The organism is Oleiphilus sp. HI0086, assembly GCF_001635225.1.
The window spans coordinates 1-19,489 of sequence record NZ_LWFZ01001203.1 but is presented as its reverse complement, the minus strand read 5'-3'; the positions used below and the strand labels follow the sequence as shown (position 1 = coordinate 19,489).

The 19,489-nt window shown below is 45.6% G+C and carries 18 protein-coding genes and 1 pseudogene; 9 read left to right on the top strand and 10 right to left on the bottom strand.

The genetic code is table 11. The features are described 5' to 3' along the window. Positions 1-108 precede the first annotated feature (108 nt). Positions 109-456 (top strand): HopJ type III effector protein, encoded by a 348-nt coding sequence (locus A3756_RS20935; RefSeq protein WP_068507046.1) that lies wholly within the window; start codon positions 109-111, stop codon positions 454-456. A 215-nt stretch (positions 457-671) separates the two neighbouring features. Here A3756_RS20935 and A3756_RS20930 read toward each other — a convergent pair whose 3' ends face one another. Further along, positions 672-2,588, bottom strand: a complete 1,917-nt coding sequence (locus tag A3756_RS20930) for an ATP-binding cassette domain-containing protein (protein WP_068507044.1) — start codon at positions 2,586-2,588, stop codon at positions 672-674. 36 nt (positions 2,589-2,624) lie between these two features. On the opposite strand from A3756_RS20930, the gene A3756_RS20925 reads away from it, so the two are divergent. The 4 genes from A3756_RS20925 to A3756_RS20910 all read left to right on the top strand — a co-directional run bounded on the left by A3756_RS20925 (position 2,625) and on the right by A3756_RS20910 (position 5,310). Further along, positions 2,625-3,278 (top strand): DUF2390 domain-containing protein, encoded by a 654-nt coding sequence (locus A3756_RS20925; protein WP_068507042.1) that lies wholly within the window; start codon positions 2,625-2,627, stop codon positions 3,276-3,278. Positions 3,279-3,327: 49 nt separating this feature from the next. Then, complete coding sequence (locus A3756_RS20920; protein WP_068507034.1) at positions 3,328-3,834, top strand: DUF4124 domain-containing protein; 507 nt, start codon at positions 3,328-3,330, stop codon at positions 3,832-3,834. A 105-nt stretch (positions 3,835-3,939) separates the two neighbouring features. Beyond that, positions 3,940-4,650, top strand: coding sequence for a 7-carboxy-7-deazaguanine synthase (gene queE / locus A3756_RS20915; RefSeq protein WP_255374938.1), 711 nt, complete (start codon positions 3,940-3,942; stop codon positions 4,648-4,650). 84 nt (positions 4,651-4,734) lie between these two features. Further along, positions 4,735-5,310 carry a hypothetical protein gene (locus tag A3756_RS20910; RefSeq protein ID WP_068554538.1) on the top strand — a complete coding sequence of 192 codons (576 nt, stop codon included), beginning with the start codon at positions 4,735-4,737 and terminating at the stop codon, positions 5,308-5,310. 32 nt (positions 5,311-5,342) lie between these two features. On the opposite strand, the gene A3756_RS20905 is transcribed toward A3756_RS20910, so the two are convergent. Beyond that, a complete protein-coding gene (locus tag A3756_RS20905; protein ID WP_068507027.1) occupies positions 5,343-5,975 on the bottom strand; it encodes a YceH family protein in 633 nt (210 codons plus the stop codon). A 180-nt stretch (positions 5,976-6,155) separates the two neighbouring features. On the opposite strand from A3756_RS20905, the gene A3756_RS20900 reads away from it, so the two are divergent. Then, positions 6,156-6,983 carry a two-component system response regulator gene (locus tag A3756_RS20900; RefSeq protein WP_197476242.1) on the top strand — a complete coding sequence of 276 codons (828 nt, stop codon included), beginning with the start codon at positions 6,156-6,158 and terminating at the stop codon, positions 6,981-6,983. 15 nt (positions 6,984-6,998) lie between these two features. Beyond that, positions 6,999-7,250, top strand: a pseudogene (locus A3756_RS28110) (HD-GYP domain-containing protein); the annotation flags it as partial. Positions 7,251-7,455: 205 nt separating this feature from the next. Here A3756_RS28110 and A3756_RS20895 read toward each other — a convergent pair. Then, positions 7,456-8,409: a nitronate monooxygenase family protein gene (locus A3756_RS20895; RefSeq protein WP_068554536.1), complete on the bottom strand. Its 954-nt coding sequence runs from the start codon at positions 8,407-8,409 to the stop codon at positions 7,456-7,458. Positions 8,410-8,452: 43 nt separating this feature from the next. After that, positions 8,453-9,607: an acyl-CoA dehydrogenase family protein gene (locus tag A3756_RS20890; protein WP_068554534.1), complete on the bottom strand. Its 1,155-nt coding sequence runs from the start codon at positions 9,605-9,607 to the stop codon at positions 8,453-8,455. A gap of 133 nt (positions 9,608-9,740) precedes the next feature. Here A3756_RS20890 and A3756_RS20885 point away from each other — a divergent pair, with 133 nt between their 5' ends. Both A3756_RS20885 and cynS read left to right on the top strand, forming a co-directional pair. After that, positions 9,741-10,706 carry a GlxA family transcriptional regulator gene (locus tag A3756_RS20885; protein ID WP_197469683.1) on the top strand — a complete coding sequence of 322 codons (966 nt, stop codon included), beginning with the start codon at positions 9,741-9,743 and terminating at the stop codon, positions 10,704-10,706. Between the two features lie 254 nt (positions 10,707-10,960). Next, a complete protein-coding gene (gene cynS / locus A3756_RS20880; RefSeq protein WP_068554530.1) occupies positions 10,961-11,401 on the top strand; it encodes a cyanase in 441 nt (146 codons plus the stop codon). 122 nt (positions 11,402-11,523) lie between these two features. Here cynS and A3756_RS20875 read toward each other — a convergent pair whose 3' ends face one another. The 6 genes from A3756_RS20875 to A3756_RS20850 all read right to left on the bottom strand — a co-directional run. Then, positions 11,524-12,060, bottom strand: a complete 537-nt coding sequence (locus A3756_RS20875) for a manganese efflux pump MntP family protein (RefSeq protein ID WP_231872306.1) — start codon at positions 12,058-12,060, stop codon at positions 11,524-11,526. A 103-nt stretch (positions 12,061-12,163) separates the two neighbouring features. Further along, positions 12,164-12,826 (bottom strand): plastocyanin/azurin family copper-binding protein, encoded by a 663-nt coding sequence (locus tag A3756_RS20870; protein WP_068554525.1) that lies wholly within the window; start codon positions 12,824-12,826, stop codon positions 12,164-12,166. A 20-nt stretch (positions 12,827-12,846) separates the two neighbouring features. Continuing rightward, positions 12,847-16,011 (bottom strand): efflux RND transporter permease subunit, encoded by a 3,165-nt coding sequence (locus A3756_RS20865; RefSeq protein ID WP_068554523.1) that lies wholly within the window; start codon positions 16,009-16,011, stop codon positions 12,847-12,849. A 68-nt stretch (positions 16,012-16,079) separates the two neighbouring features. Then, positions 16,080-16,499: a copper-binding protein gene (locus tag A3756_RS20860; RefSeq protein ID WP_068507012.1), complete on the bottom strand. Its 420-nt coding sequence runs from the start codon at positions 16,497-16,499 to the stop codon at positions 16,080-16,082. A 47-nt stretch (positions 16,500-16,546) separates the two neighbouring features. Then, positions 16,547-18,397: an efflux RND transporter periplasmic adaptor subunit gene (locus A3756_RS20855; RefSeq protein WP_068554521.1), complete on the bottom strand. Its 1,851-nt coding sequence runs from the start codon at positions 18,395-18,397 to the stop codon at positions 16,547-16,549. 19 nt (positions 18,398-18,416) lie between these two features. Next, a partial coding sequence (locus A3756_RS20850) for a TolC family protein (RefSeq protein ID WP_068554519.1) occupies positions 18,417-19,489 on the bottom strand: 1,073 nt, incomplete at its 5' end.

The following is a 19,489-nucleotide window of genomic DNA, read 5'->3' as shown; positions in this document are numbered from 1 at the left end:
AAATATAGACACAGTTCCACTTAGGGGCGCGAAGTTTAATTGGAAAAATCCGGCAAGTAAAGTGATATCATATAAAATTCATTATATTCACCACCCAGGGAGAAAACTTTGTCTAATTTAGAGACTTTCGTCCAACGTTTAAACCAAGATGCAAGCAGCATTCAGTTTGAAGATACAATGGCAATTATTGACGAGCTATATGAATTTACACCCACAGCCTTTCAAAATGGCGAGCAAGCCAATGAGGCAGGGCAGAACTCGGGCTCCTGCAAACTCTTTGCTTTTGCCCAGCTTCAAAACCTGGATGAGCAACAAACTCTAACTTGTTTTGGTCAATACTATCGCGAAGATGTGCTCAAGAACCCTGAGGGCAATGACCACCAAAACATTCGCAACTTTATTACTCAAGGCTGGAAAGGCATTTCATTTTCGGGTGAGGCATTAAAGGCCAAGTAGAAGCATCTGTAAGCAGAGGCTTCCACGCCTAGCACGGGGCATCGACCTGCGAGGGATGGAACCCTCTGCCTACGATAATCGTTATTTGCCCGCTACCTGTGAATCCACAAACTTGTAGGCAGAGCCTTCCACGGCTCGCAAGCGGGCTAGCACGAGATTGATCCTGCAAAAGACGGAGCTCTCTGCCTACACTAAAACCAAGCTTTGAGAAAAAACTACATCTGGCTCTCGGCCGTTTCGATCTCTTCACTCAGTTCAAACCATTCCATCTCGGATTCTTCTAAACCGACTTTATGTGTTGCCTGCTCATCCATCAATTCTTTCAACTTGGCTTTATTTTCAGCTTGATAAATCTCTGGGGCAGCGAGTTTCTCTTCGAGCTCAGCTAAAGCTTCTTGGTGCTTCTCCATCGCCTTTTCTGCGGTTTTGAGCTTTTTCTTCAGTGGGCTCAATTTCTGACGAAGCTCCGCAGCGATACGCTTGCGTTCCTTTTTATCTTCCGCTGATTCATTTTGCTTGTCTGCACTGTCTGTCTCTACAGTTTCAGTTTTACTCGACTCTTTATGGAAGTCTTGCAACCAAACTTCGTAATCGTGCAGGTCGCCTTTAAACTCTTCGACTTTCCCGTTTGCCACCAGCCAGAAGGTGTCGACGGTATTCTTTAGTAAATGACGATCATGCGAAACTACCAATATTGCTCCCTGGAAAGCCTGCAAAGCCATCGTCAGCGCATGACGCATTTCCAAATCCAAGTGGTTAGTCGGTTCATCAAGCATTAGAAGGTTTGGTTTCTGCCAAGCAATAATCGCCAAAGCCAAGCGAGCTTTTTCTCCACCCGAGAAACGCTCGATGGTCTCCAATGCAGCGTCGCCTCTAAAATCAAAACCACCTAAAAAGTTACGAATTTCTTGATCCGTCGCTTTTGGGTTAATTCTCTGCAAGTGCAAGAAAGGGCTCGCGCTCAGATCCAAGGCTTCCAACTGGTGCTGGGCAAAATAGCCAATTCGAAGGTGCTCTCCTTCTGCACGCTGACCACTAAGCTGAGCTAAATCACCTACCAGGCTTTTGATTAAAGTCGACTTACCGGCACCGTTTGGCCCTAGAAGGCCTACTCGTGTACCCGGTAAGATGCTGGTAGTAAAATCTTCGAGCACTGCTTTCTGCTCATAGCCCAAGTCTGCTTTTTGAATGCTTAGTAATGGGCTAGATATTTTGTCGCTCTCAGGAAAGCTAAAGTTAAACGGTGAATCAATATGAGCCGGGGCAATAAGCTCCATTCTAGCAAGTTCTTTAACACGACTCTGAGCCTGTTTTGCCTTGGTCGCTTTCGCTTTAAAGCGATTTACAAAAGACTGAATTTCGCTAATACGCTGCTGCTGCTTTTCATACTGAGATTGCTGCTGAGCAAGCTTTTGAGCACGCTGCGTCTCGAACTCACTATAAGTTCCTGTATATTGATTCAGCTGCTTGTGTTCGAAGTGAAGAATATGTGTCGACACGGCATCAATGAAGTCACGGTCATGAGAAATGAATAACACCGTACCTTCGTAACGTTTCAGCCATTGCTCCAGCCAGAGCATCGCATCTAGATCCAAGTGGTTCGTCGGCTCATCCAGCAACAATAGGTCAGAAGGGCACATCAGTGCTTGCGCCAAATTCAAACGAATTCGCCAACCACCAGAGAAGTCATTAACCGGGCGCTGCATGTCTTTCTGATCAAATCCCAAACCATGCAGTAACTTTTCCACGATAACTGGTGCTTCATAGGCACCTATGTGCTCCAGCTCTCCATGGAGTTCAGCAATTTTATGGTCATCGTGTGCGGCTTCAGCTTGTTTTAATTCAGCCTCCAGACTACGGAGCTGCTGATGGCCATCGAGCACATAATCTTTAGCCGTTCGCTCTCCTGCTGTGACTTCCTGAGCCATATGAGAAACACGGCAGTTACCGGGCAAAGAATAGGCACCCGAATCCGGGCTAAGTTCGCCTAAGATAAGTTTAAACAAGCTTGTTTTTCCTGCCCCGTTGGCGCCAATAATCGCCACACGTTGACCGGCATGCACAAGGGCATTCGCCTCGGCTAATAAAGGCTCCGGGCCTCTTCGTAGGGTCAATGCATCGATCTTTAACATTCAGGAAACCTGCCTTTACTGATAAGATATGTCTGGATGGCGCAGACGGTAGCGGATATCCTACGCAACATCAATCCTAAGATGCCGATAAATTCCTATGGATTTATTTCGATTTACACTTATCAAATATGCTCTAACCAAATGACTCATAGCCGCCCCTCTATCACCGCAATATCGGCAGCAGAAATGAACGCCCTCTCTCTAGAGAATGAATTTTGGCTATGTTCACTTAAGCTGTGGAAGAATAAAACACTGCAAGACACCTTATTAGACCTACAAGATGCCCAAGGCTTTCGCGTCAACCTATCACTCTTTGCAATGTGGGCTGGGCTTATGAAAAAGAATATTACACCGCTGCTACCCAACATCAACGAAGAGCTAGACTCTTGGCACGAACAAGTCGTTGCACCACTTAGGCAGGTAAGAAAAAGTCTACCCAAAGGTGCGCTAAGAAAGGACGTTCAGCAAAACGAGCTGCAAGCCGAACAAGTCGAACATGCTTTACTGTTTAAGCTATCTCAGACGATTCCATTTGAGCAGAACGGAGACACGATCGATATTCTGATTGGTAATTTATTAGCTAGCAGGCTGCCGAAATCACATCTATTATTATGTATTCGAACTTGTTTACCAAATTGCTCCGACTCTGAAATCCAGTCACAAATTTGTAAACACAATATTAGCTATTAACAACACAAAACATGATCTTAATAGCACAAAGACACAGGAACTTGTCACCATGAAAATGATTTCTCGTTTTATTACCATCAGCATTCTTGCCGCCGCAATCATCTTGCCTTTTTTCTTTAAGATGGACAATGGTAAGCCTACACTCGCCATGCCGACGTCTGCCGACCTGATTCCTGATAAAATACTACCCGACAGCCTTACCGGCAATGAAAGCTCGAGCTCGACAACCAGCTCAAGCAGCAGTAACAAAGTGTCCTTCTACAAATGGCAAGACGCAACAGGCATGTGGCACTATGGTGATAGACCCCCAGCAGGGGCTCAGAACGTATCAACCATGAATGTAAACACCAATGTTAATATTATCCAAAGTGTGAAAATCGAGTCGGACGAAGAGTCTACCTCAGCCTATGCACCACAACCCAAAATGTCAGAAACCCTGGCAGATGGCCAACTAACAGCTGATGATGCATTCAATGCAATGAGTGACGCAAAAGCCGTCCGTGATATGATGGAATCTCGTAACGAAACACTGAAAGCGATTACCGGCGAAAACTAAAAGCCATTCATTTCGCTCATACCAGTACACTTCAGCAAATAGCCCTGAGAAGACCTTAAGTCATTAAGGCCCTCTCTAAGCCCCTTACCAGAGCACAAAAAGACCGTGACAAAAAGCAGTAAACAGCAATATCGAATTAAAGAGATGTTTTACAGCCTGCAAGGCGAAGGCGCTCGTGCAGGGCGTGCAGCTGTATTTTGTCGTTTTAGTAAGTGCAATTTATGGAATGGGAGAGAAGATAGCCGGGCAGACGCTGTGTGCAATTTCTGCGACACAGATATTCTTGGCACAGATGGGCAAAATGGTGGCGAGTTTGCTAATGCCCAAGCATTGGCAACAAAAATTCAATCACTCTGGGACAGCAATCAAGTACTCGCCAGCTCTTCTTCAAGCCGTAAGAGTATAGCCAAACCCTACGTTATCTTCACTGGCGGAGAACCACTACTTCAGCTTGACCCAAAACTGATAGAGTTGATGCATCAGCTAGGTTTTGAGATCGCTATTGAGAGCAACGGCACGCTCCCTCTTCCTGAGGGTATTGACTGGGTATGCCTTAGCCCAAAAGGCAAATCAAGCATTGTTTTTGATCGCTGTGATGAACTAAAGCTGGTTTATCCTCAGAGCGACGCACTACCTGAAACCTATCAAGACTTCCCCGCTGATCACTATTTTTTATCGCCCATGGCCAGCCCCGCTGTGCGCTTTGGTGAAGACCCAGACAAAATAAACAATACCCGTTTAGCGCTCGACTATTGTCTGAGCCACCCTCAATGGCGCTTAACATTACAAATGCATAAGCTACTTGGAATAGACTAAGACTACCTAGCCCATTTACCCCCTTCCATCTTTCAGTCTCTTAAGCTACTTTAGACTTTTTATAATTCAAAGTGGAATATCGCAATGCGTCTCTCATTATTATTTCTTATATGCTTAGTGCTTACAGCATGCTCAACCCGTGACTTACAAGGAACCTTGGGCGGCTCTACCGCTCAGCGCTTAGTCACACATAGCATCGATGATCTGGTCAGAAGTATTGAAGATGAAAAGCTAGATGCACTCGAAGGTAAAAACGTTTATATCAACTCTTACTTTTTAAGTGATTCACCCCTTAAAGCTTATGCCGACAAACGTTTGGCGATTGAGTTAGAAAGCCGTTTCGGTATCAATGTTGTGGCCACACAAGAAGAGTCTGAACAGGTGATGACAGCCTTCTACACCTCTCTTGGCACAGACTTGGACAACTTTGGTATTGCCATACCCTTTGGCTATGTTCCAGGGGTCGCTGAAAACACTCAGCTAAACATCATCACTTTAGAGAAATTCCACGGTATCGCAGAAATGTATTACTACATCGGCGAAACCGGCAGCGAAAATCGTAGCCAAGTCTTACAGGCCAAGGTGAAGACCGATGCCCTAGGCCTGCCATTTATCACGATTCCGCTTTCTAATATCGACCGTCACGAAAGCTTATTTTAGCCTTCGCTCTATTCGCTATTATTAGTGTTTGCTTACTGCTTCTGCTCCATCAGCCAAGCGACTTGTTTCTCAAGCTCTTCAATTCGAGCGAAGAGCTCATCTGAAGACGCTGAAGAGTCGCTTACTGGTGTTGAAGGCTCTTGTATTTGCGTCATATCAGGCTCCCCACTGAGCAGGTGCATATAACGATCTTCCCGCTGTCCGGCAGACGACGGTAAGCGACACATCAATGGTGTTGTTCTGTTTAGCAGCTTATCGACTAAAGCAATTAGTTCTTCTGGCCCTGAAAACTCATACATTCTGCGGGTTCGGGTGAGAAGCTCATTCACCGTCTGCGGGCCTCGCAGCAAGAGCATGCAAAAGATAGCGTGCTCTGCGTCATTCATATGATATTCACGCGTCAGACGCTGGTCATATTTATCCGCTCTTGAACCGTACTCAAATTTTACCAAGGCCCGCTTCTGTAAGTCATAAAGGCTCTGTTGAACATCACCTTCAGAAAGATCCATCACCGGTTCACGGCTAGTTTTCTGATTGCAGGCTGTCACCAGGCTATTGAGCGTTAAAGGATAGACATCGGGTGTGGTTAGCTGTTTCTCCATCAAGGCCCCCAAAATACGAGCTTCGACTAATGACAAGATGGAAGAAGAATCATGTTCACTCATTTATGATTTATGCCTTTTGTTATATTTTAGTGAATTTGTCGATTTTAACGTGTGTCTTTATCAATTACACGACTTATTGAAACAGCAATTATTGGACATCGGATCTATCCTCTGCATACTTATATAGCATAGTTTTTAGCACCAAGGCACTCTAGGACAATTACTTAAAAGGATATATCTATGAGCAAGCCGCTCATTATGATAGTTGATGATGAACCTATCAATTTACGTCTACTTTCTGAAGCACTCAAATCCGAGTTCGATCTTATTGCCGCCACTAATGGCACTCAGGCATTACAACAGCTCGAGCAGCAGCATGAGTCTATCGAACTGATCTTGCTCGATGTCAATATGCCTGGTATGTCGGGCATGGAGGTGCTTGACCGCATCAAAGAACATGATGAGTGGTCCGACATTCGCGTAATCTTCGTTACCGCAATGAACCAAGTTTGTGACGAAGCCGCGGGCTTGGCCCATGGTGCCGTCGACTATATTACCAAGCCCATTTCAGCCCCCATTGTCTTGGCTCGAATTCGTACCCAGCTTACCTTGCGGGCTGCCAAGAAATCCCTTGCCGAGCAAAATCAGCTACTTGAACAACGCGTTCAAGAGCGTACTGAAGAAATTAGATATACCCAGGAAGTCGTTATCAACGCACTCACCACGCTCGCCGAAACCCGTGACCAGGAAACCGGATTACATATCGTTCGTACCCAACATTACGTTAAACAACTTGCAGAACTGGTGCGCGACTTACCCGAATATAAAGATGAGTTAGATGACGAAGCTATCGATGCAATGTTCCGAACAGCACCATTGCATGATGTTGGAAAGGTAGGGATCCCCGATCGAATACTACTTAAGCCCGGAAAGCTGGATGCAGAAGAATGGGAGATCATGCGCAGTCACGCTTCTTTAGGCGGCGATGCCCTGCAAAAAGCTCGTCAATTATCAAATAGGACACAAGAGGGCGATTGCTTCCTGAAATATGCACAGGAAATCGCTTAATGTCATCATGAAAAGTGGGATGGCTCTGGCTACCCTAAAGGGCTAAGCAAAGAAGCTATCCCATTATCTGCACGCTTAATGGCGATTGCCGATGTGTATGATGCCTTGATCTCCAAGCGTTGTTACAAAAGCGCCATGACACATGAACAAGCTTTAGAGATTATGCGCGAGGGCAGAGCTCAGCATTTTGACCCGGTAATGCTTGATGCCTTTCTGGATAACTGCCACTTATTCCTGGCAATCGCTGACAAGTACAAAGACGAGTAAGTGCTCGCAATATTTTCCGGACAAATAATGCGATCTGTTGTAGCGCAGTATCTGCCTCTCTAACACGTGGAGCAAATATCTTAAAGACGTGAAACAACCCCTCAAACACATCGTAAGTGAAATCACATTCGCTTTCATTTACGCGCTGGGCGGACGTATCGCCTGCCCAGTATCGTCAGCGCCAAGCTTAACCGTACTATAACCTTTACTTGGCAAAGCCCGGCTTTTCAACTGCGCCCAGGTACTCTACCTTTAACTCCTTTACTAAATCAGCCATCGATTTAATTGTGTGAATGCCCGATACGCCTTCACCAGCACTCCAAAAGTCCTTCCATGCATTACTACCTGCCAAATCAAGATCGACACTTTCCTTGGCCTGGTAACTTGCCAAGTCAACGCCAGCACGCTCAATTGACGGCTTAAGGAAGTTACACTTCACGCCAGTAAAGGTATCTGTGAAGATCAAATCTTTAATCCCTGATTCAACCAACATCTTTTTGTAGTCAGGGTCTACCTCGGCTTCTTCGGTGGCTATAAAGCGTGTTCCCATATAAGCAAAGTCTGCTCCCAGCACTTCAGCTGCACGTATACCGTAGCCATCATTCACAGCACCGGCCAAAGCCAAAGGGCCGTCCCAAAATTCTCGAATTTCTCTCACCAAAGCAAAGGGGTTAATGGTACCCGCATGGCCTCCTGCTCCTGCCGAGACAACAATAATTCCATCCACACCCGCAGCAATTGCTTTCTTCGCATGCTCTGCACGAATCACATCATGAAAGACAACACCGCCCCACTCATGCACTTCCTTCACTATCTCTGCAGGGTTGCCCTGACTGGTAATGACAAAAGGAACCTTATGCTTCTTGACCACTTCTCGGTCACTCGGTAAACGCGTATTTGAGGGATGTACAACCAGATTAACACCGAAAGGGGCAACAGGCTTGCCGGGGTTAGCTTCAGCAAACTGCGCCAAGTCCTCGCTAATTTCGCCAAGCCAAGTATCTAATAAGTCCTGAGTTCGGGTATTGAAGCTGGGAAACGTGCCTACGACTCCGTTTTTACATGCATTGATCACCAGTTTAGGGCTAGAGACCAAAAACATCGGCGCGCAGATAACAGGCAAGCTTAGTTTGTTTTCGAATAAGGCGGGTATTTGCATTTTTTCTATCTCAATGTAAAAGCTATTTTTGGCAGAACCGCTTCTACCGTCGGCTCGGCAATGTGCCCATACGCTTGGCAATAATTCCGAGCATCATCTCATCACTACCACCGGCTATCGATAGTATCCGCGTATCACGATAGGCTCTGGCAGCAGGATTATCCCACATAAAACCCATGCCTCCCCAGTATTGAAGGCAGCTATCACTTACTTCACGCCATAACCTGCCCATTTTTAATTTAGCCATGGATGCCAGGTAGGTCGCGTCTTCACCTTCAATATGTTGCTGACAAGCTCTCCAAGTCAGCGCTCTGAGCGCCTCAACTTCGGTTTGCAACTCTGCCAAGCGAAAGTGCACCACCTGATTGTTTAATATCGGCTGGCCAAAGGTCTCCCTATCTCGGCACCAATCCCGGGTATCACTGATAATTCGCTCCATTCCCTTTAGTGAACTCGCAGCGGCATACATTCGCTCTTCTTGAAACTGCATCATCTGCATAGCGAAACCTTTGTTCTGTTCGCCTATTCGATAGCGCTTAGGTACGCGAACATTATCAAAGAATATCTGCCCCGTATCACTGGCGCGCATACCGAGTTTATCCAAAGGCTTTGAGGTCTCGATACCCGGTGAATCCAAAGGCACAATGATCATTGATTTATTTGCATGAACGCTGCCTTCAGAAGTGTTGGCAAGTAAACAAATCCAATCACCTTGCGTCGCATTCGTGATCCACATCTTACTGCCATTGATAAGGTAGTCATCACCGTCACTTTTAGCGGTCGTTTTTAAACCTGCAACATCTGAACCTGCCCCAGCTTCACTAACCCCGATACAAGCAACCATATCTCCAGCGATGGCTGGCGCCAAAAAATCACGTTTTAACTCATCACTACCAAAACGAGCCAAAGCAGGCGTGGCCATGTCTGTTTGCACACCAATCGCCATGGGCAAGGAACCACCATAGGCTCGGCCAATTTCCTCAGCAAACACCAGGTTATAACTATAATCTAAACCTGCACCACCATTCGCTTCGGGTTTATGTATACCCAACAAGCCCAGGTCACCCATTTTCTTGAATAGTGAATGTAAAGGCGCTTTGCCTGCCTGCTCCCACTCATCAACAAAAGGGTCCATTTCCTGATCAACAAAGGCTCGCACTGTTTTGCGTAAGGCTTCATGTTCAGACGTGAATTTCATGCTCATCTCCAATATAAGATCTAACTAACGCAATCTTAAGAATCGAAGACAAAAAGAAACAGCGTGACTCAGGTCATATAAATGGCCAAACGGGCCATAAAGGTAAATAATACCCCAATATATTCCGGAGATTATGATGCTAAAACATGTCACGCTTTATGCCTGCGAGAATGCAATGGGCTTAAGTTTAGGTCTTAGTCATGATGTATTTGCCTTTGCCTCCATGCTACAAAAAAAGCTTTTGGGCGAGGCTATATCTATCTCGCTAGTTACCTTAGATGGCAAAGCTATTTCATCATTCAGCGGCTTAAGCATTACACCTGATCAGGCACTAGGCGATATCAAACATACAGACCTGGTCATTCTTCATGGAATCTGGGGTGACATGGAAGCGCTGCTAATCGATCAGCGCCCCTTATACCCAAAGCTTAGGGAGTGGCACGAGCAAGGTATCCCGATTATGGCTGCGACAACCGGTTCCTACTTTCTGGCAGAGGCCGGGCTCTTGGATGAGCGAATCTGTACCACGCATTGGCATAAGCAAGAAGAATTCGCACAGAAGTACCCCAAAATCGATCTTCGCCCCGATCGTTTTATTACCGCTACCGGGGAACTGTATTGCTCTGCAGGAATGAATGCAGCCATGGAGATCATGATCTATCTGCTTTCACGCTTATCCTGCACTGAGGTTGGCGAAGCCGTAGAAAGTACTTTTTTGGTCGATTTCAGACGAGCCTACTCCGGCGAATTTGCCTCCATTGGTAAACAAACCTACCATCAAGACGACGCTATTCTCTCTATCCAGCAGTGGCTTGAAATCCACTTCATTGAGCCCCTTTCTATCGAGCAACTTGCCACAAAAGCAAATATGAGTGTACGCACCTTTAAACGTCGCTTTAAAGAAGCAACGGGCGAATCACCTCTTAGCTATATTCAACACTTAAAAATTGAGCAGGGAAAAGAGCACCTCAAACATAGTGATCAAAGTGTCGCAGAAATATCATGGAAGGTTGGTTATCAAGACCCTGGCCACTTCAATCGTTTATTTCAGCGAAAATATGGCCTAAGCCCCGCCGCTTGGCGTAAGAAGCTACGATAAATTTTGCTCACTACAATCAGCTAGACAAGTCCCTTGATTCAGCAGTGCCTTAGGACAGGGCTCTCTCTTCGAAACAAGCCTTTCAGTGCACACTAATAAGGCCCTCACTGATAGATCACACGCATAGGTTTTAGCTAATCTATTGAATAATAATAACAATTTCCAATGGCATAGCGCTTGCAAAAGCCCTTTATGAAATTTATTCCTCAGCTCAAACCTGACGCTGACCAACACAGTAAATAAAGGTGATTGTGATGAAGAAAGAAGAAGTGATCGAAGCAATTGTATTAGCTAAAAAATCTAAAGAACTTACCTGGGAAGGTATGGCAGAAGAAGTCGGCATGGGCTCAGTATGGCTCACCTCAGCTTGTCTGGGCATGAATAGTATGCCCGAGGACGTTGCAGATAAGGTTTGTGCCTTACTTGATTTACCGGACGAAGCAAAGCCTGCATTGATGGAATACCCGACTAAAACCTGGGATCAATCCATTCCTCAAGACCCTTTAATTTATCGGCTATATGAAATTGTCGGTGTCTACGGCGATACGCTAAAAGAAGTAATACAAGAAAAGTTTGGCGACGGCATCATGAGCGCAATTGACTTCAGTATGGATGTTGAAAAAGAAGAGAACCCGAAAGGTGATCGCGTCGTCTTAACCATGAATGGTAAGTTCTTACCCTACAAAGCCTGGTAGCTTAATCGAGTACGAGGCCAGAGCTTCGTACTCACTTTTATTTATTGTTTTTACTTAATAATTTCTCGAACCCTATTTAAACAATTTTTAGTTCTCTATGAATGACAGTAGGCTGGACCGTCTTAGCCTAAGAGGACCTTTAACCCGATCAATATCAAAATCGTCCCACCTAACACTTCAGCTCGACTTTCGAGCCAAGTGCCTGTTTTCTCGCCAAGGTAGACTCCGGCAAAGCTAAATAGTGCAGTGGTTATAGCTATGAAAGCACAGGCTAGAAATCCGTTAACGTTCAGCAAAGTCAAGGAAAAGCCCGCCGCCATTGCGTCGATACTGGTGGCAATACCTAGAATGAACATAGCACGATGACTTATATGAGAAGGGACATTCTCTTCACCAGTAATAAGCGCTTCATAGATCATCTTAATACCAATAATCAAAAGCAATATAAACGATACCCAGGGAGCATAGGTTTCAGCAAAAACGAGAACACCTTTACCTCCTATAAAACCAATAAGGGGCATAAGGCCCTGAAAAAGGCCGAAGTAAATAGCGCACATTGTGGCAAGCTTTAGTGTGCCGACCGTTTTTTTTGAACCTAAACCAATAGACACAGCAAACGCATCCATACTTAACGCGATTGCCAGAAGTAACAATGCCAACAAAACGAACCCTTAGTTCAACTATATTTGGGTTGAGAAGTATACAAAACCTAGATGTTAGTGTGTTAAATGGATTTCTCAACGGGATTTATATTTCTTGTTTCTATGGTCGAAACTTTACCGGGCTGTGCATTCCCGCTTGGTAATGACCCGGAATATTGCAGGCAGCCTCTACTTCCCAAGCTTCTTCGAATGTCCAGATGAGCGTTTCGGTTTTTCCAGGTGCGACAGTAATGGCATTACCACCCGGACCGTGATGCATATTCGGGTTATTCATCATCATTTTCCCGTGCTCCATATGCTCATCCTTAGTACCAATGGCGAACTCATGCGGCACTGCGCCTTTGTTGGAGATCACAAACTTAATGGTTTCACCATTTTTAATATTGAACGGTTTATGGACAAAGCGCATCGCATCGTTCGCTTCAACATTTATCACTCGGTCTACATCATTTTCTTGTCCAGGATTACCCGCCAATGACCCGCCATGGTGTCCACCATGAGCGCCATGTTCCTCTCCATGATGTCCGCCATGCATACCTTCCTTCATTTCACCGCCCATGTGACCGTGGCCTCCTGTATCGCCCATATGCTTTTCTTGCATCATTTTGTGGTGATCGTGCTGGCCATCTCCCGCTGACATATGGTTCTCGCCATGCATATGGCCTGTGCCATCATCATGACTATGATTTGCGCATGCAGCTGTGATTAGGATTGCGCTGATAGCTGCAAAGCCAGTTATTGATTTCGTTAGTGATAGTTTCATTTTCATTATCCTTTCTGTGTTTATTTTGATAGTTGTGAATCGTTTTCTGTGAGGTCACTGTTCTCTTTTTTGAGCGTTACCTGTTTCCACACATAAAAAATCGCGGGAATTAACATCAAACTCAAGGCCAAGGTGCTGATCATGCCGCCAATCATGGGCCCTGCAATACGCTGCATTACTTCAGAACCTGTGCCCGTTCCCATCATGATTGGAATTAAACCGACCATCAGAGAGAGAACCGTCATCAAGATGGGGCGCACCCGCAGCCCGGCTCCCTGCATGACAGATTCACGAATATCTTCCTTCGTTAACAAACGCATATCTCGCTTGGCGTTTTCAATGGTGGCTTGATAGGATTGATTTAAATAAACCAACATCAGTACGCCGATCTCAACAGCCACACCTGCGAGAGCGATAAAACCAACCGCAACCGCTATCGACATGTTGTAATCCAGCCAATACATCAACCAAAGCCCTCCGATTAACGAAAATGGTACGGTTCCCATAATGATGAGTACTTCCAAAAAGTTACGGAAGCTCATGTAAAGAAGTAGCATGATGATCGCCAAGGTAAGTGGCACAACAGCTCGCAGACGTTCCTCGGCTCGTTGCATGTACTCGTATTGGCCAGACCAAGCGATGGAATAACCCGCCGGAATTTCGACTTGTTCAGAAACAATCTGTTGTGCTTCTTTGACGTATGACCCCAGATCACGCCCATCGATATCGACAAGCGTCCAACCATTTAAACGAGCATTTTCACTCTTAATTCCCGGCGGACCATCTGCGATATAAACATCAGCCACGTCAGCCAAAGCAATGTGTTGTTTTCCGGGAGTGACAATAGGCAGCAATTTCAGTTTTTGTTCGGAATCGCGATAATGTTGCGGATAACGCAGATTCACCGGATAACGCTCTAAACCTTCGATCGTTTCAGTAATATTCATGCCGCCAATCGAAGCACGCACGACTGCTTGAATATCCGCCACACTCATCCCAAAGCGTGCTGCGCGTTCACGGTCAATATCAATCTTTACATAGCGACCACCGGCGACGCGTTCAGAGTACACCGATGCCGTACCTTCCACTTCAGGTAAAACTTCTTCTAATCGTTTACCGATTTTCTCGATCTCAGACAAACTCGGGCCGGCGATCTTAATGCCTACAGGCGTTTTAATACCCGTTGATAGCATGTCGATTCGCGTTTTGATTGGCATGACCCAGGCATTCGTCAAACCAGGGAATTTAACCAAACTATCAAACTCCTGGCGTAGGCTTTCTGTCGTCACGCCAGCCCGCCATTCACTTCGCGGTTTAAGTTGAATGAATGTTTCGATCATCGTGAGCGGTGCTGGGTCAGTCGCTGTTTCGGCACGCCCGACTTTACCGAAAACAGACTCGACCTCTGGTACGGTTTTGATCAACTTATCGGTTTGTTGGAGTAGCTCTCTCGCCTTGCCGACTGATACACCGGCATATGTTGTAGGCATATACATCAAGTCACCTTCGTCCAATGGTGGCATGAATTCGCTTCCTAGCTTAGTCGCTGGCCATAAACCAACCACTAAGACAACAGCAGAAAACAAAAGAGTCGTTTTAGGAAAAGCCAACACACCTTTGATCACTGGTTTATACATGGCAATCATCAAGCGGTTAATCGGGTTTTTATGTTCAGGCGTCACTTTTCCACGAATAAAGTAGCCCATCAACACTGGCACGAGTGTAATAGCAAGACCTGCGGCAGCTGCCATCGCATAGGTTTTAGTGAACGCCAGGGGTGAAAACAACTTGCCTTCTTGTGCTTCAAGAGTGAACACAGGCAGAAAGCTGGCTGTAATAATCAACAAAGAGAAGAATAAAGGTGGCCCGACTTCAGATGCAGCCTGGGTAATCACCTGCCAACGGTTTTCATCTGTCAGCTCTGTTTTTTCCATATGCTTATGAACGTTTTCAATCATGACGATGGCGCCATCAACCATCGCACCGATCGCAATCGCGATTCCACCCAGAGACATAATATTGGCGTTCAAACCTTGCTGATACATGATGATAAAGGCCGTGAGAATACCCACAGGCAAGCTAACCAGTACAACCAGAGATGAACGGAAATGAAATAGGAAAAGCGCACAAATAATAGTTACGACGATAAACTCTTCTAATAGCTTTTCGTAGAGGTTATCGATTGCTCGACTAATCAGGCTTGAACGATCATAGGTTGTTACAACCTCTACTCCGTCAGGCAGGCCTTTCTTCAAACTCTCCAATTTTGCTTTCACATTATCAATAACGCTTTGTGCATTCTCGCCAAAGCGCATCACTACAACACCACCGACCACTTCACCTTCGCCGTTCAATTCAGCGATGCCGCGTCGCATCTGTGGACCCAATTCAATCTTGGCAATATCTTTCAAAAGCAGTGGCGTGTTATTAGCGTTTATACCGAGTGGAATATTTTTAATATCATCTACACTTTGCAAGTAGCCGCTAACGCGCACCATGTACTCTGCTTCAGCCATCTCGATAACAGAAGCACCGGTTTCCTGGTTGGCCTTTTTAATTGCCATGCCAACATGGGCTAAAGGAATGTCGTAAGAGCGGAGTAGGTTCGGATCAACTTCAATTTGGTACTGACGCACCATACCGCCTATTGTCGCTACTTCAGAAACGCCCGGAACCGTTTGCAACTCATACTTCAAGAACCAATCCTGAATGCTACGTAGCTCCGCTAAGTCATGTTGACCCGTTTTATCTACTAGCGCATAGAGATATACCCAGCCAACACCCGTTGCGTCAGGTCCCAATTGTGGTTTAGCAGATGCAGGTAACGAGCCGGACACTTGATTGAGGTATTCCAGAACCCTAGAACGCGCCCAATAAAGGTCCGTGCCATCCTCAAAGATCACATAAACATAGGAGTCACCAAAGAATGAAAAGCCCCGGACGGTAATCGCCCCCGGTACCGACAGCATCGCCGTCGTAAGCGGATAAGTTACCTGATCTTCAACGACTTGCGGTGCCTGTCCTGGGTAACTAGTTTTAATGATTACTTGCACATCAGACAGATCAGGGATTGCATCGATTGGCGTATTCTTGACAGAATACAAGCCAAACCCGATCAATATTGCCGTGCCTAATAGTACAAAAAACCGATTTTGTATCGACCACTTTATAATCGCGGCTATCATTATTTACTCCAGTAATCTTTCGTCAGCAAATGAATTTGGGCAGCACCGGAGTGCTGCTTTCATGTCGCTTATTTGCTGTTTATATTCTTGATGATGTAGTTATTGTCGTTGTCGACAAGTAAGGTAAAGTCGACCATTTGACCTGGCTTTAGAGAGCCCAAATCAACGCCCTTGTCGACTTTGAAGTTCATTTTCATCTTGGGCCAGTTCATCTCTGGCATGGGTTCGTGCTTAATGTTAATCATGCCTCGATCGGCCATGATTTTGTTAATACGTCCTTCACCCATTACCTCGCGCATATGTCCGGCGCCTTTTTCAGACATATTGCCCGACATTCCTTTATCCATACCTTTCATCATATGGCCTTTGCCCATATCTTTTCCGTTGCCATGTCCATGGTGATGGCCATCATTGGGTCCACTTGCAAAAACAGCTGTCGAGACAAGTAAGCCTGCACACATTGCTAAAGAAGTTAGTGTTTTATTCATTGTATTTTCCTCAAAGTGATTATTCTTAAAATTGCTTTTTGAACGTTCTATTTCAGTCTGACATTTGACATGACATAGTCCCCATCTGCGTTTTCCCGTAACGAGAATGTTAATTCATCGCCATCTTTGATTTCGGGCAGTTTCTCGCCCTCGGGTACTAAGAAGGACATACTCATCTCGGGCCAACTCCACTCAGGTATAGGCTCGTGAACGATTTCAATCATATTCATATCAAGCATTAACATTTTGACCTTGCCAGAGGTTTCGACTGAGGCTTTTTCTTCTTCGCCATTCGAACTCATATCCATGCTCATATGATCATGATTCATTTCCATTTCCATCGTCGCCATATCCATCATCGTTACCGCTGACAATCCTTCGGACGCTGCCGCCAATCTCGTCACCAGATAATCCCAATCCCCTGTTTTTTCGATCTCAAATTGGATTGCCTCGCCTTCCTTGAACTGACTGAGATCGACCTGATCTGACACCTGGAAGTCCATTTTCATCGTCGGCCATTCCCATTCTGGGATCGGGTCGTGTGTGACATTGATCATGCCCATACTCCCCATGACCTTATGAACTGTCCCCGAGGTAATCACTCTAGGACCCGCACTGCCTGTCATATCGCCATTCATCTCTTGACTCATTGCGGCTTCTTCCATACGCATTAGTTCGGCTTCGATATTTGATTCCGAATCAATCAGGAATTGCGCTGAAACAACAACGTCATCGCCATTAGACAGACCTTTAAGTATCTGTACCTTTGATTCCATTACCTCAACACCCTCCTTCATTGTCGATACGAGACCTTCCAGGCCAAGTTCTACAATGACAGATTTATAACGCCCCTCGCCCAGCGACTTCACGACTCGATTGTGATTTCCTGCTTTGATAACAGCGGATCTGGGCACCGTTGTCATGGCCTCTTGGGCCATATTCTCAACGCGTAAATTCGCCAACATATGAGGTCGCAAGGCAAAATCTGGGTTGTGTACTCGCGCTCGGAATTGCAAGGTGCGTGTTTTCTGATCAAGAGACGGATAGATGTAATTGATTATGCCGTTCCATTTGCCATCAGGTGACGAATTGAGATTTATCGCTACACTCTGACCACGTTCGATGAGATAAGCTTGTCGTTCATAGACTTCACCACGAACCCAGACGCTTTCCAGCGACCCTATCGACATCACTTCAGTCATAGGTCTGATATGCATGCCTTCACGCACGTTTAGATCAATGACAATTCCATCTTGTTCAGCCGTAAATTTCACCAATTGATCGACCTTACGTCTTTTCTTTAAATCATTGATATGACTGTCTCTCAAACCTAGCGATCGAAGGCGTGACTTTGACGCATTAATTAGGTTTCTGTTTTTGCTGCGCAATGCTGCTAGGTATTCTTCCTGCGCATTGACCAGCTCTGGACTATAAAGCTCAAACAGTGTTTGACCTTGTTTAACCGGATCACCACTAGCAGCAACGTTCAACCGTTCAATCCAACCCTCTACACGCGGGTGAATATGAGAGATTCGGCTCTCATCAAACTGGATAGTTCCTACGGTATCAATTGGCACCATAATCGCTTCGTTTTTAACCTTTGCGACTTTAACGCCGAGGTTATTCTCAACAGTGGCTGAGATCTTCACTGTATTATCATCACCGCTGTCTTCTTCATACACCGGAACTAAATCCATGCCCATCGGGGAAAGTCCAGGCCCATCTCGACGATAGTTTTTATCCATCGGAGCTACCCAGTACACTGGTTTCTTCTCGTTACTGTCGGCGGAGGACAACTCTCCATCACTCATTGTCCCCTGCATGAGTTGAGGGCCGAAAAAGGTCCCCAAGGCCAAACCAATAGCTAGGACAGTAATGGCTAAAATAAATTGCTTCATGTGTTGATTCTCCTTAGCTTTAGTTCAGCCAATAATTAATACGAGATAGAATAATTTGTTCATTCACAAGCAAGCGCAAACGCTGCACTTTTGCGCTTTGTTCCTTCAGAAACAGCTCAGATACGATGCGGAAATTGCCCTTATCTGACTCGTAGCTATGCATGGCGCTGTGCTTCTGCTTGCCTAATGTGGTTAATATTTTTTCTTCATAAAGCACACGTTGATCGCGGGTGATGTCATATTGGTTGGCGAGATCTTTCAACGTAAAGCGAGCTTGCTCTAATGCTTCTGAACGCTCCAACTCAATAGCTGCCTGACGATGCTTAGCCGCGCTGATCTGGCTGGATTGCTGACCTCGATTGAAAAAGGGGTACTGAACACTCACACCCGCTGAAAAGAAGTCGGCACGAGAAGACCCATCCATATTGTCGCCACTTCTCATGCCGTAGCTTAGCTCCACACCATAAGAGGGCTCCAAAGACTGCTCGGTCAAATTCACTTTGCTTTTTGCAATGTTAATTTTCTGATTTATCAAACGAATTTTTGGATGGTTTTGTAAGGAAGAAACAAGGTCGTTTGATTTAGCCAAAGTCAGTGTTGAAGTATCAAAAGATTCCAATTTCTTTGGCAATTGAGTACTCGTCAGCGTTTCGTTAGCGAGGGTATTAAGGCTATCCAGATTCTTTTGAAAACTTCGTCTTGCTTTGATCAAACGCTCTTCTAACTTGATGAGTTCGAGTTCCGCGCCAATCAGGTCGCTCTGATCCTTACTGCCAACTTCATATAATGATTGAATGAATTCATGTATTTGCTCTAGAAATACACGGTCTTCCGAAATGAGTTCAATGTTCTGCTGCCAAAACCAAGCTTCTAACCAAGCTTTTTCAATGCTTTGTTTACGCCCTATCCAGTAAGCTTCCTGCTTGACGGTCTGAAGACCCACTTTCTCCTGGTTAATATCTTCGCGCAGCGATAAGGTGTCGCCTTTGGGGAACATTTGTCTGACGCCTACCCGTAATTGGGTCATAGGCTCCTGATCAAATTCAAATGTGTCTGTCGGTAAGCTCTGTATCGCCGCAAACAGAGTTGGGT